This window comes from Lysobacter spongiicola DSM 21749 (genome assembly GCF_900167055.1).
Taxonomy (GTDB): domain Bacteria; phylum Pseudomonadota; class Gammaproteobacteria; order Xanthomonadales; family Xanthomonadaceae; genus Novilysobacter; species Novilysobacter spongiicola.
Window position 1 is genome coordinate 1 of sequence record NZ_FUXP01000008.1, and the last position, 12,120, is coordinate 12,120.

11 protein-coding genes and 1 pseudogene are annotated in these 12,120 nt (G+C 67.7%); 5 read left to right on the forward strand and 7 right to left on the reverse strand.

Annotation, left to right across the window (positions count from 1 at the left end):
- Window positions 1-16: 16 nt before the first annotated feature.
- Window positions 17-274 (reverse strand): annotated as a pseudogene (locus B5D37_RS10220) (transposase); the annotation flags it as partial.
- Window positions 275-524: 250 nt separating this feature from the next.
- Between B5D37_RS10220 and B5D37_RS10230 the strand changes: the two are divergent.
- A complete protein-coding gene (locus tag B5D37_RS10230; RefSeq protein ID WP_078758639.1) occupies window positions 525-878 on the forward strand; it encodes a hypothetical protein in 354 nt (117 codons plus the stop codon).
- Between the two features lie 7 nt (window positions 879-885).
- Here the strand turns inward: B5D37_RS10230 and B5D37_RS10235 are convergent, their stop codons facing one another.
- Complete coding sequence (locus B5D37_RS10235) at window positions 886-2,772, reverse strand: sodium:solute symporter family protein (RefSeq protein ID WP_078758640.1); 1,887 nt, start codon at window positions 2,770-2,772, stop codon at window positions 886-888.
- 174 nt (window positions 2,773-2,946) lie between these two features.
- Between B5D37_RS10235 and B5D37_RS10240 the strand changes: the two genes are divergently transcribed.
- On the forward strand, window positions 2,947-3,810 hold the full coding sequence (locus B5D37_RS10240; RefSeq protein ID WP_078758641.1) for a DNA ligase: 864 nt from the start codon (window positions 2,947-2,949) through the stop codon (window positions 3,808-3,810).
- Window positions 3,811-3,839: 29 nt separating this feature from the next.
- On the opposite strand, the gene B5D37_RS10245 is transcribed toward B5D37_RS10240, so the two are convergent.
- The 3 genes from B5D37_RS10245 to B5D37_RS10255 are packed head-to-tail and all read right to left on the reverse strand — an operon-like array spanning window position 3,840 to window position 5,877.
- On the reverse strand, window positions 3,840-4,769 hold the full coding sequence (locus tag B5D37_RS10245) for an aspartate carbamoyltransferase catalytic subunit (protein ID WP_078758642.1): 930 nt from the start codon (window positions 4,767-4,769) through the stop codon (window positions 3,840-3,842).
- The gene (ruvX, locus tag B5D37_RS10250; RefSeq protein ID WP_078758643.1) at window positions 4,766-5,299 is read right to left on the reverse strand and encodes a Holliday junction resolvase RuvX; all 534 of its coding nucleotides are present in this window, start codon (window positions 5,297-5,299) and stop codon (window positions 4,766-4,768) included. The genes B5D37_RS10245 and ruvX overlap by 4 nt, the downstream gene beginning before the upstream one ends.
- The gene (locus B5D37_RS10255; protein WP_078758644.1) at window positions 5,296-5,877 is read right to left on the reverse strand and encodes a YqgE/AlgH family protein; all 582 of its coding nucleotides are present in this window, start codon (window positions 5,875-5,877) and stop codon (window positions 5,296-5,298) included. Before B5D37_RS10255 ends, ruvX begins: the two co-directional genes overlap by 4 nt.
- A gap of 83 nt (window positions 5,878-5,960) precedes the next feature.
- On the opposite strand from B5D37_RS10255, the gene B5D37_RS10260 reads away from it, so the two are divergent.
- Both B5D37_RS10260 and B5D37_RS10265 read left to right on the forward strand, forming a co-directional pair.
- Window positions 5,961-7,676 carry a dipeptidyl-peptidase 3 family protein gene (locus B5D37_RS10260; protein ID WP_234987810.1) on the forward strand — a complete coding sequence of 572 codons (1,716 nt, stop codon included), beginning with the start codon at window positions 5,961-5,963 and terminating at the stop codon, window positions 7,674-7,676.
- A gap of 166 nt (window positions 7,677-7,842) precedes the next feature.
- Window positions 7,843-8,760 (forward strand): DUF72 domain-containing protein, encoded by a 918-nt coding sequence (locus B5D37_RS10265; protein WP_078758645.1) that lies wholly within the window; start codon window positions 7,843-7,845, stop codon window positions 8,758-8,760.
- Between the two features lie 267 nt (window positions 8,761-9,027).
- On the opposite strand, the gene B5D37_RS10270 is transcribed toward B5D37_RS10265, so the two are convergent.
- Both B5D37_RS10270 and B5D37_RS10275 read right to left on the reverse strand, forming a co-directional pair.
- Window positions 9,028-10,191, reverse strand: coding sequence for a PilT/PilU family type 4a pilus ATPase (locus tag B5D37_RS10270; protein WP_078758646.1), 1,164 nt, complete (start codon window positions 10,189-10,191; stop codon window positions 9,028-9,030).
- A gap of 58 nt (window positions 10,192-10,249) precedes the next feature.
- On the reverse strand, window positions 10,250-11,287 hold the full coding sequence (locus tag B5D37_RS10275; protein WP_078758647.1) for a type IV pilus twitching motility protein PilT: 1,038 nt from the start codon (window positions 11,285-11,287) through the stop codon (window positions 10,250-10,252).
- A 144-nt stretch (window positions 11,288-11,431) separates the two neighbouring features.
- Between B5D37_RS10275 and B5D37_RS10280 the strand changes: the two genes are divergently transcribed.
- Window positions 11,432-12,115 (forward strand): YggS family pyridoxal phosphate-dependent enzyme, encoded by a 684-nt coding sequence (locus B5D37_RS10280; protein WP_425478048.1) that lies wholly within the window; start codon window positions 11,432-11,434, stop codon window positions 12,113-12,115.
- The last annotated feature ends 5 nt before the right edge of the window (window positions 12,116-12,120 follow it).

Sequence of the window (12,120 nt, forward strand, 5' to 3'; positions counted from 1 at the left end):
GCCGGTGCGCTCACCACTTTTTTCGAAGGACGTCCTTGATGACCTCGTTCTCGAGAACCTGCTCGGCCAGCAGCTTCTTCAGCCGGCCGTTCTCGGTCTCAAGCTCCTTCAGGCGCTTGGCATCGGGCACGCTCATGCCGCCGAACTTGCTCCGCCACAGGTAGTACGACGCCTCGCTGAAGCCGTGCTTGCGGCACAGCTCCTTGACCGGCAGTCCGGCCTCGGCCTCGCGCAGGAAGCCGATGATCTGCTCTTCGGAAAAGCGCTTCTTCACGTCCAATCTCCTCGCTTTGGGGAATTGGACTCCAGTTCGCCGTGCTACTCAAAACCGGGGGGACGTCGCCCCACTCCCAGGGCGGAGATCGCGGAACTTGCCTGGGTGCCGTTGGGCGGGCCTCTTCCGGTCAAGGTGGCTCCACTGAGTACCAAGCACATCCTCCCTGCAGCGGCCTCATCGCTCGCGATATCGCGTAGCTGACAATGAGTCCCGGACACGCCCGGGCCCTGCCTGTCGAGGAGAGAAGATGTCCGACCTTAAGCCAGTGTTCGGGGCGCTACGCTCGGTCATGGCCCCGTATGGCTCTCGCCTCGCGGTGAAACGGGACACCGGGGACGAGTACTACGTCGAATCCGCCAATGCAGCCAGCAACGGTAAGCCGGAGTTCTTTGGCGCCGTCCAGATCAAGAAGGGCTACGTGAGCTACCACCTCATGCCGGTGTACACCCACCCGGAGCTGCTGGACGGCCTGTCGTCCGGGCTGAAAGCACGGATGCAGGGCAAGTCGTGCTTCAACTTCAAGGGCATCGACCCCGCCCTCTTCGACGAGCTCTCGACACTCACCAAGCGCGGCTACGCTGTCTTTGAAGCACAGCGCTAGCGGCAGTTCACCGATCATCGGGCGCGGCGCCGGTGAGGCCACGCCACCACAGGGGCACGAGGGCAATGCCTGCGATGACCAGAACGATGGGCAACGCTGACGGGCCGCCCGGCAGCGGCAACAGCAAGCGCCCCAGCCCGACCAGCAATGCGAACAGCGACGCAGCGCACGCTGCCACCAGGCCCAGCTGCCCCAGAAGCATTCGCCATGGCGCGCGCGGCTCATCCCCCGAGCGCCCCGCACTCCGCGGCCACCACCCCGACGGCAGCACCCGCTTATAGAAGGCGTCCAACACGGCAGGGTCGGTCGGCGGGGTGAGGAGGGTCACCAGCACGGCGGCAAGGGTTGGCACCAGCGCCATCAGCCCCAGCCGTATCCACTCCAGGTCCGGGTCGGTGCCAAACCGCCACAGCAGCACGGGCGCGGTCAGCAGCGAGACCACCATTGCGGTCAGTTCGGTGTACATGCTGGCGCGCTCCCACAGCCAGCGCAGCAGCAGGGCCGGCCCCAGCCCTGCCCCGAACATGAGCGAGATGAACCACGCGGTCTGGATGGAGCCCAGCTGCGCCATCACCGCGATGGCGAGCACCAGGACCAGCACGTTGGACAGCCGGGCGACCAGGACCAGCTCGCGGTCGCGGGGTGCCCGCCGCAACCAGTGCCTGCAGACGAGGCGATCGTAGATGTCGTTGCTCCAGTACGACGCCCCCCAGTTGAGGTGGGTGTCGATGGTCGAGGCGAGCGCGGCGAGCAGGCCGACCAGCATCAGCCCACGCGCGCCGGGCGGCATCAGCTCATCGATGCCGAGCACGAAGGTCAGCTCGCGGGCGGCGACGAAGCCCTCCTGCCCTGCTTCGGCCGCGTCGAACGGATAGATCGCCAGCAAGCCGACGCAGATCACCAGCCACAACAGGCTCCTCAGCAGGATCTGCACCCAGGTGAACACTACGCCCGCCACCTGCGCATCCCGATCGCTGCGGCAGGCCATGGTGCGCTGGGCGAGGTAGCCAGTACCGTCGGCGTACATCTGAAACAGCCACTGCATGCCGACCACGACCAGGAACGGCAACAGCACCTCGGACGCATGGGCCGGTGGCGCGAAAGACAGCATCTCCCTCACCCTTTGCTCCCCGTAGAGCTCGACCAGCCGCTGGCCCAGTCCCGCGATGCCGCCGGTGGCATCCAGCACGAACCAGGCGTAGGCGGCGGTGCCGAGCAGCGCCAGGACCAGCTGCATGACATCCGTCTGCATGACGGCGCGCAGTCCACCGGTGATCGAATAGCTCGCGGCGAAGGCCACGATGACGAAGATCGAGATCAGGTTGTTGGCGTCGGCCACGGCAGCAGGCAGGCCGGTTACGCCGCCGCCGAGGGACAGGCCGCTGCCCTGGACCAGCGTCACGACCGACTGGTGCAGCTCCTCCGGCAGCCACGCGTGCCAGGGGAGGAAGACCTCGGCGATGCGCACCGCGGCGACCAGCACCATCGCCATCACCACGCAGTTGATCAGCGTGCCGTAGTACAAGGCCTTCGCCACGCGCAGGGCCAGCACCCCGCGTCCGCTGTAACGCAGTTCGGTGAGTTCGGCATCGGTGAGTGCACCGGCACGGCGCCAGCGGATGGCCAGCACGAATGCGAGCAGCAGGAAGGCGAGCGCGTAGATCCACAACCGCCACAGTGCGAAGACGCCGGCGCTCGCCACCAGCCCGGCCACCAGCAGCGGCGTGTCGGCGGCGAATTGGGTAGCCGCCATCGAGAGCCCGGATTTCCAGCCCGGCATGCTGCGGCCGGCGAGGAAATACTCGCCGAGATTGCGGGACGCCGCCCTGCGTGCGCGCAGACCCGAAGTCAGCGCCCATGCCATGAATCCGAGAACGACCAGCAAGTCGAGCAAGGCCGGATCCTCCTGCCCCTGTCCCCAGAGACCGATATCGCCGGACCTTAGCAGCCGCGGGTGTGGGCGCCGTCACGGCGGCGGGTGCTTGGCGGGGCCGCGCCGGGAAGCTACCCTCCACCCGCGGCGGGCCAGGACGGCCGGCAGCACAACTCCAAACTCAAGGAAGAGACCATGCACCTGCGCCTGTTCTGCGCCCTCCTGTTGTCGTGCCTGCTGGCCGCGCCACTCGACGCGCGCGGACCCAATCCCCCTTCCCTCATGTTGGCCACCGACTACGCACCTGGCGTGGAGGTCGGCGACTACTGGGTGAGCGAGAAGCTCGATGGCGTCCGTGGCCACTGGGACGGACAGGTGCTGTGGACGCGTGGCGGCCATCGCGTCGATCCACCCGGCTGGTTCACTGCCGCCTGGCCGGCGACACCGATGGATGGCGAACTTTGGCTCGGCCGTGGTCGCTTCGACGAGGTCAGTGGCATCGTCCGCTCGCAAAGCGCCGATGACGCAGCGTGGCGCGAGGTGCGCTTCATGGTGTTCGACCTGCCGGGGGCGAAAGGTGGCTTCGGCCAGCGCCTCGCGCGCATGCGGGAGCTGGTCGATGCTGCCGGCGTCGGCTGGTTGAGGGTGGTCGACCAGCAGCGCGGCACGAGCGCAGCACGGCTGGACGAGCGGCTGGAGGCGGTGGTGGCCGCCGGTGGCGAAGGCCTGATGCTGCACCACCGCGACTCGCCGTACCGGGCCGGCCGCAGCGAGCGTCTGGTGAAGTACAAGCCCTACCGGGATGCCGAGGCGCGCGTGGTGGCGCATACCGCCGGCCGCGGCAAGTACACCGGAATGATGGGTGCGCTGGTGGTGGAGCGGACGGACGGAGTGCGCTTCCGGATCGGCAGCGGGTTCAGCGATGCACAGCGGTCCGACCCGCCGCGCATCGGCAGCCATGTCACCTACCGCTACAACGGATTCACCTCGAAAGGGTTGCCGCGATTTGCGCGGTTCCTGCGGGTGCGCGAGGTGCTGCCGCCGCCGGATCCGGATTGAGCGGGACAGCCGGCAGCAAGTCCGGCGCGTCAGGCGCGGAGGAGTTGCTCCAGCACGGCCATGCGAATGGCCACGCCATTGCGCACCTGGGCCAGTACCAGCGAGCGCGGTCCGTCAGCCACCTCGTCGGTGATCTCCACGCCGCGGTTGATCGGGCCGGGGTGCATGACCACCGCATCGGGCGCGGCATGGCGCAGCCGCCCCACCGTCAGGCCGAAATCACGGTGGTAATCATCCAGCGATGCCACCAGCCCCTCCTCCATGCGTTCGCGCTGGAGGCGCAGCATCATCACCGCGTCGACGCCTTCCAGTGCCTGCTCGAAATCCTCCGTCACCACGCAGCCGGCCAGCGTTCCGTCGTCCGGCAGCAGCATGCGCGGGCCGCAGACGCGGATCTCACCGGTGCCCAGCGCGCGCAACGCGTGGAGATCGGACCGTGCGACACGCGAATGCATCACGTCACCGACGATCAGCACCTTCAGGCTGCTGAAGTCGGCGCCCTTGGCCTGGCGCAGGGTCAGCATGTCGAGCAGGCCTTGGGTGGGATGCGCGCTGCGGCCATCGCCAGCATTGACCAGTGCAGTGCCCGGCGCGGCGGCGTTGGCCAGTGCAGCGACGGCGCCATCGTCTTGGTGGCGCACGATGAAGCCGCGCACGCCCATCGCCTCGATGGTCTTCAGAGTGTCGCGCGCCGTCTCGCCCTTGCGTGCGGACGAGGTCGACACATCGAAGTTGAGTACGTCGGCGCCCAGCCGCTGCGCGGCCAGCTGGAAGCTGAGGCGGGTGCGGGTGGACGGTTCGAAGAACAGGGTGCACACCGCCGTGCCCGCCAGCGCGCCGCGGTCGTCGGCGCCGTCGGCAAAGTGCTGGGCGCGATCGAGCAATGCTTCGATCCGCTCCCGCGGGAGACCATCAAGGGTGAGCAGGTGATCCATCCGGGCAGGCGACGCGTGACTCATGCAGGATTCCGGGGCGGGGTTTCGATAGTGGGGGTCAGTGAATCGATGTCGACCGCGTCGCCGGGCGCCGCGAGCCAGCGTTCGACGATCACCGCGGCAGCGACGGCATCGAGCGCTTCGGCATCGCGCCGCCGTTTGCGCCCACCGGCGCGGTCGGCGGCGAATCGCTGGGCGGCCTCGATCGAGCTGGAACGCTCGTCCACCAGCACCACCGGCAATCTCCAGCGCGCGCGCAATTTCCGCGCGAAGCAGTGGGCGCGGTCGCGCGCGGGCTGGTTGCCGTCCTCCAGGGTCAGCGGATCACCGACCACCAGCCCATCCGGGCGCCACTCCTTTTGCAGGCGGTCGAGCGCGGTCCAGTCGGGGCCATGGTCATGCACGTCGACCACTGCCAGCGCGCGTCCGCCATGGCCGAACGCGCTGCCGACCGCCACCCCGATGCGCCGGGACCCCACGTCGAAGCCAAGCACCGTCGCGTCGCTGCGTATCGGCGAGGGCGCGCGATCAGGGGCTGGCCCGGTGCCGGTCATGCGTGGCCGGAATAGTCGGCCAGGTGGGCGAAGTCGACGCCGATGCGACCGGCCGCGGCTTCCCAGCGGGCTTCCAGGGGCAGGTCGAACAACAATTCGGTGTCGGCTGGCGCGGTCAGCCAGTCGTTGTCGGCCAGCTCCTGTTCGAGCTGACCGGCATCCCAGCCCGCGCAGCCGAGCGCAACCAGCGCGTTGGCTGGGCCTTCCCCGCGCCCCATTGCTTCCAGGATCTCGCGGGAAGTGGTGAGGAACAACCCTTCGGTGATGGCGAGGGTGGAATCCCACTGCATGCCACCGTCATGCAGCACGAAGCCGCGCTCGGGATGCACCGGGCCTCCGGCCAGCACCACCTGGCCGCGCAATGCTTCGCTGGCGCCTTCCACGTTCATCTGCCCCAGCACGTCGCCAAGGGTGTACTCGGAAGGCCGGTTGACGATGATGCCCATCGCACCGTCTTCGTCGTGCTGGCAGACCAGCGCGACACTGCGCGAGAAACCGGTCTCAGCCAGCGAGGGCAGCGCGATCAGCAGCTGGTTGGACAGGGGCGTTGCGACGACGGTCGTGGGGGTATTCGGCATGCCGGCATTCTATCGTGCAGGCCCGGCATGCGGACCGTGAGGGCGGGGTAGGATTGAGGGCTGGTAACCACAGGAGCCCACCCATGCCCGCCCTCCCCGACCCGATGCGCGCCCTGCGCCCGCTCGTCCTGGCCTGCCTGGCTCCGCTCGCGCTGGCCGCCTGCCAGCCCGAGCCCGTCCCGACAGGCGAGGCACCTGCCACGGATGCCTCCGCTTCCTTCGGGCAGAGCTATGCGCAGGCCCATGCGGGCGACTACGCGGTGGTCCCGCTGACGGCGGACCTGTCGGCCTTCGATGCGCGTGGCAAGCAGATGATCGGCAAACTGGTAGAGGCGGCCGACGTGATGAACGACATCTTCTGGCAGCAGTCCTGGGATGGCGACCGCGAGGCGCTGATCGAGCGCGCGCCGGACGAGGCCACCGCCGAGCTCATCCGGATCAACTACGGCCCCTGGGACCGCCTCAACGAGGACACCCCCTTCATCGAAGGCATCCCGCCGCGGCCGCCGGGCGCGAACTTTTATCCAGTGGACATGAGCAAGGCCTCGTTCGAGGCGGCCGACCTCCCGGCCAAGACCTCGCCCTACACCTTGCTGCGTCGCAAGGAGGGCGAGCTGGTGACGGTGCCCTACCACGAGGCCTATGCCGCCGATCTCGAGCGCGCCGCGACCCTGCTGCGGGAAGCGGCCGACCTGAGCGACAACGAAGCCTTCGCCAACTACCTGACCATGCGCGCGGACGCGCTGCTGGACGACGACTTTCGGCCCAGCGACATGGCCTGGATGGAGATGAAGGACAACCCGGTCGACATCGTCATCGGCCCGATCGAGACCTACCAGGACCAGCTGTTCGGCTACAAGGCGGCCTACGAGGGGCTGGTGCTGGTCAAGAACATCGAGTGGAGCGAGCGGCTGGCGCGCTTCGCCGAGTTCCTGCCGGAACTGCAGCGCGGGTTGCCGGTGGATGAAGACTACAAGGCGGAGATGCCCGGCTCGGATGCCGACCTCGGCGCCTACCAGGCGGTCTACTACGCGGGCGATGCCAACGTCGGCGCCAAGACCATCGCCATCAACCTGCCCAACGACGAGGCGGTGCAGTTGGCCAAGGGCACGCGCCGGTTGCAGCTGGAGAACGTCATGAAGGCGAAATTCGACGAGATCCTGATGCCAATCGCGCGGCAGCTGATCGCCGAGGACCAGCAGCAACACGTCACCTTCGATGCGTTCTTCGGCAACACCATGTTCCACGAGGTGGCGCATGGCCTGGGCATCAAGAACACGCTCGATGGCAGTGGCACCGTCGGGGATGCGCTGAAGGAGTACGCCTCCAGCTTCGAGGAGGGCAAGGCCGACGTGCTGGGCCTGTACATGGTCGACGCGCTCAGCCGGCAGGGCGAGCTCGGCGGCGACAAGCCGGCCGAGGAACAACTGCGCGACAGCTACGTGACCTTCCTGGCCGGCATCCTGCGCTCGGTGCGCTTCGGCGCGGCCGACGCCCACGGCAAGGCCAACATGGTGCGCTTCAACTACTTCGCCGACGCCGGTGCCTTCAGCCGCGACCCGGACACCGGCCGTTACCGCGTGGACTTCGAGCGCATGCGCGAGGCCATGAATGAACTCGGCGGCACCCTGCTGACGATCCAGGGCGACGGCGACTACGCCGAGGCGAAGTCGATGACCGAGCGGCTCGGGGTGATCGAGCCGGAGCTGCAGGGCGACCTGGAAAAGCTGTCGGCGGCAGGTATCCCGATCGACATCCGCTTCGAGCAGGGGCTGGATGTGCTGGGGCTGGAGCGCTGAGGTAGGCGGTTGCCCCACGCCTGCATGCCGGCACTTGTAGGAGCGGCTTCAGCCGCGATGTGGAACCGGCGCGGGCGAACCGATTATCCGATCGCGGCTGAAGCCGCTCCTACAGGGGCTCCCCCTCTACACAACCGCTGCACGCGGCGGGCGCAAGGCTCGGCGCATGACGATCCGCATCGGTATCTCCGGGTGGCGCTACGGGCCCTGGCGCGGGGTGTTCTATCCGCCGGGGCTGGTGCAACGGCGTGAGCTTGAATACGCGGCCGGCTGTTTCCGCAGCGTCGAGCTCAACGGTTCTTTCTATTCGCTGCAGTCGCCCGACAGCTACCAGGCCTGGCACGACGCCACCCCGGATGACTTCGTGTTCGCGGTAAAGGGGCCGCGCTTCATCACCCACATGCTGCGCCTGCGGGACGAGCGCAATGCGATGGCGAACTTCTTCGCGTCCGGGTTGCTCCGGTTGGGGCCGAAGCTCGGGCCGGTGCTGTGGCAACTGCCGCCGACCCTGCAGTTCGACGAAGCGTTGTTCGAGGAATTCCTGGCCTCGCAGCCGCGCGACACCGAAGCCGCGCTGTCGCTGGCACGCCGGCGCGACGTCGGCCTGATGAAGGGTCGCAGCGCGCTTTCGATTGATGAGAACCGGCCGCTGCGCCATGCGATCGAGGTGCGGCACCCCAGCTTCTGCTGCGAGCGTTTCGTCCGGCTGTTGCGGCAACACGGGGTCGCGCTGGTGATGGCCGACACCGTCGGGAAGTGGCCCTACATGGAAGACGTCACCGCCGATTTCCTGTACCTGCGACTGCATGGCGACGCCGAGCTGTACGTCAGCGGCTATTCGGCGGAGGCGATGGACTGGTGGGCGGCGCGGGTGGCGACCTGGAGCGATGGCCGGGAGCCCGATGATGCAGTGCGGACTGGCGGGCCGGCGCCGAAGCGAAAGGCGCGCGACGTCTACTGCTATTTCGACAACGACGCGAAGGTGCACGCGCCGTTCGATGCGCAGGTGCTGTTGGGCAAGCTGGGGCTGCCGGTGCCGTGTCCGCCGCGTGGCGAGGTGCCGCTGGCTGGCAAGAACGTGTAGGAGCGGCTTCAGCCGCGATCGGATAGCCGGTCGCCCGCGCCGGTTCCACATCGCGGCTGAAGCCGCTCCTACAAGGCCTCGCAGCGCCGGCGGACGGTTGTAGGAGCGACGTGAGTCGCGACCGGGTATGGGGAGCCCGGTAATTCGGTTGCCGACGGCGCAGGCTCCCGGGGTGCGTGGTCGCGACTCACGTCACTCCTACAGGTTCTACGATGCCGCCGGACGGGTGTGGGAGCGACGTGGGTCGCGACCCCTCCGCCCCCGGCGTCAGCGCAGCTCGGCGACTTCGATGCCGTCCATGCCGGCGGACAGGCTCTTGGCGTCGCCGCCCTGGGCCAGTTTGATGCGCAGGCGCACTTCGTTCTGCGAGTCGGCGTAGCGCAGGGCGTCCTCGTAGCTGATCTCGCCGGCCTGATAGAGCTCGAACAGGGCCTGATCGAAGGTCTTCATGCCCAGCTGGGTGGACTCCTTCATCACTTCCTTGAGCTTGTGGATCTCGCCGTCGCGGATGTAGTCCTGCACCAGCGGCGTGCCCAGCATGATTTCCATCGCCACGCGGCGGGCCTTGCCGTCGGGGGTCGGGATCAGCTGCTGCGCAACCACGCCCTTGAGGTTCAGCGACAGGTCCATCAGCAACTGGCTGCGGCGGTCCTCGGGGAAGAAGTTGATGATGCGGTCCATCGCCTGGTTGGCGTTGTTGGCGTGCAGCGTGCACAGCACCAGGTGGCCGGTTTCGGCGAAAGCGATGGCGTGGTCCATGCCCTCGCGGGTGCGCACCTCGCCGATCATGATCACGTCCGGCGCCTGGCGCAGGGTGTTCTTGAGCGCGTTCTCCCAGCTGTCGGTATCGATGCCGACTTCGCGCTGGGTGATGATGCAGCCCTCGTGCTTGTGCACGAACTCGATCGGGTCCTCGATGGTGATGATGTGCCCGGTGGAGTTCTGGTTGCGGTAGCCGATCATCGCCGCCAGCGAGGTCGACTTACCGGTGCCGGTGGCACCGACGAAGATGATGATGCCGCGCTTGGTCATCGCCAGCGTCTTGATCACCGGCGGCAGGTTGAGCTCCTCGATCGAGGGGATCTTGGTCTCGATCCGGCGCAGCACCATGCCGACCTGGTTGCGCTGGTAGAAGCAGCTGACGCGGAAGCGGCCGACGCCGGCCAGGCCGATGGCGAAGTTCGCCTCGTGCGTCTTCTCGAACTCCTCGCGCTGCATCGGGTTCATGACGTTGAGCACGAGGTCGCGGCTCTGTTGCGGCGTGAGCGGGTTCTGGGTGATCGGCGACAGCTTGCCGTTCACCTTCATCGACGGCGGCATGCCGGCGGTGATGAACAGGTCGGAGGCCTTCTGGTGCGCCATCAGCTTCAGGAACGAGGTGAAGTCGATCGGGCTGCTGCCGGTGGTCGCGCTGGTCGTGGTGGTGCTCATTGCGGTTTCCCCTTGCCGCGGGGCTGCACCCCGCCGGCCGAAAGTCGGTGGGCGTGCGTCAGTCGAACAGGCGCTTGTCCTTGGCGTACTCGCGGGCCTGCGGCTTGAGGATCAGGCCGCGCTTGACCAGGTCCTGCAGGTGCTGGTCGAGCGTCATCATTCCCGAGTTCTGGCCGGTCTGGATCGCCGAATACATCTGGGCGACCTTGTCTTCGCGGATCAGATTGCGGATGGCCGGGGTGCCGACCATGATTTCCCAGGCCGCGGTACGGCCGCCGCCGACCTTCTTGAGCAGCGCCTGCGAGATCACCGCCCGCAGCGACTCCGACAGCATCGAGCGCACCATCGGCTTCTCGCCGGCGGGGAACACGTCGATGATGCGGTCGACGGTCTTGGCCGCCGACGAGGTATGCAGGGTGCCGAACACCAGGTGGCCGGTTTCCGCGGCGGTCAGCGCCAGGCGGATGGTCTCGAGGTCGCGCAACTCGCCGACCAGGATGTAGTCGGGGTCTTCACGCAGGGCGGAGCGCAGCGCCTCGTTGAAGCCGTGGGTGTCGCGGTGCACTTCGCGCTGGTTGATCAGGCACTTCTGCGAGGTGTGCACGAACTCGATCGGATCCTCGACCGACAGGATGTGCGCGTATTCCTGCTTGTTGATGTGGTCGATCATCGCCGCCAGCGTGGTCGACTTGCCCGAGCCGGTCGGGCCGGTGACCAGGATCAGGCCCTGCGGCTGGTCGATCAGCTCCTTGAAGATTCGCGGCGTGCCGAGGTCTTCGAGCGTGAGCACTTCCGACGGAATGGTACGGAACACCGCGCCGGCGCCACGGTTCTGGTTGAACGCGTTGACGCGGAAGCGGGCCAGGCCGGGAATCTCGAATGAGAAGTCGACCTCGAGGAACTCTTCGTAGTCGCGCCGCTGCTTGTCCGACATGATGTCGTAGACCAGCGTGTGCACGGCCTTGTGGTCCAGCGCCGGGATGTTGATCCGGCGGACGTCGCCATCGACGCGGATCATCGGCGGCATGCCGGCCGACAGATGGAGGTCGGATGCTTTGTTCTTGACCGAGAACGCCAGAAGTTCGGCGATATCCATTGCGTGCTCCCCCGCACTGCGATGATGTGCAATCGGTCCCGGCATTGCCGAAACCGCCGTGGCTGGTATGCCATGGCCCCTGCGCGGCAGTATAGCCCCGGACCCGCGCCGTCGATCCAGCCCTGGATCACAGGATCAGAAGCCGTGCCGAGCCACAACCTGAACGAGACCATCGCCCAGTTGGAGAACGCCGCCAGCGCCGCCGGCCGGCCGCCGCCACGGCTGCTGGCGGTCAGCAAGACGCGCCCCGCGGCCGACCTTGCCGCCCTGGCCGAGCAGGGTCAACGCGCGTTCGGCGAGAACTACGTGCAGGAAGCCGCCGCCAAACAGGCGGAGATGGGGGCGCTGGCAGGCACCCTGGAGTGGCACCTGATCGGTCACCTGCAGTCCAACAAGGCCCGCGAGGCGGCAACCCTGTTCGACTGGGTGCAGACCGTGGACCGGTTGAAGCTGGTCAGCGCCCTCGCCCGCCACCGGGATCCGGCCCGCGGGGCCCTGAACGTGCTGATCCAGGTGAACATCGATGACGAGGCCAGCAAGCACGGCTGCCAGCCGGAGGAGATCGATTCGCTGGCCGCCGCGATCGCGTTGGAAGAGCGGCTGTGCCTGCGCGGGCTGATGGTCATCCCGACGCCGCATGACGATCCGGAGCTGGGCCGGCCGGCGTTCCGACGCACCCGCGGGTTGTTCGAGCGCCTGCAGGCGGCCCATCCGCAGGTGGACACCCTGTCGATGGGCATGAGTGCGGATGCGGCGGTGGCGATATCGGAAGGCGCGACGATGGTGCGCATCGGGACCGCGCTGTTCGGGCCGCGGCCGCGGAAGTAGGCGGG

Bases quoted from the DNA above. Each gene is read 5' to 3' on its own strand.
- B5D37_RS10230 (WP_078758639.1), top strand. From the start codon at position 525: ATGTCCGACCTTAAGCCAGTGTTCGGGGCGCTACGCTCGGTCATGGCC.
- B5D37_RS10245 (WP_078758642.1), bottom strand. From the start codon at position 4,769: ATGAGTCACGCGTCGCCTGCCCGGATGGATCACCTGCTCACCCTTGAT.
- B5D37_RS10265 (WP_078758645.1), top strand. From the start codon at position 7,843: ATGACGATCCGCATCGGTATCTCCGGGTGGCGCTACGGGCCCTGGCGC.
- B5D37_RS10260 (WP_234987810.1), top strand. From the start codon at position 5,961: ATGCCCGCCCTCCCCGACCCGATGCGCGCCCTGCGCCCGCTCGTCCTG.
- B5D37_RS10240 (WP_078758641.1), top strand. From the start codon at position 2,947: ATGCACCTGCGCCTGTTCTGCGCCCTCCTGTTGTCGTGCCTGCTGGCC.
- ruvX (WP_078758643.1), bottom strand. From the start codon at position 5,299: ATGACCGGCACCGGGCCAGCCCCTGATCGCGCGCCCTCGCCGATACGC.
- B5D37_RS10255 (WP_078758644.1), bottom strand. From the start codon at position 5,877: ATGCCGAATACCCCCACGACCGTCGTCGCAACGCCCCTGTCCAACCAG.
- B5D37_RS10270 (WP_078758646.1), bottom strand. From the start codon at position 10,191: ATGAGCACCACCACGACCAGCGCGACCACCGGCAGCAGCCCGATCGAC.
- B5D37_RS10275 (WP_078758647.1), bottom strand. From the start codon at position 11,287: ATGGATATCGCCGAACTTCTGGCGTTCTCGGTCAAGAACAAAGCATCC.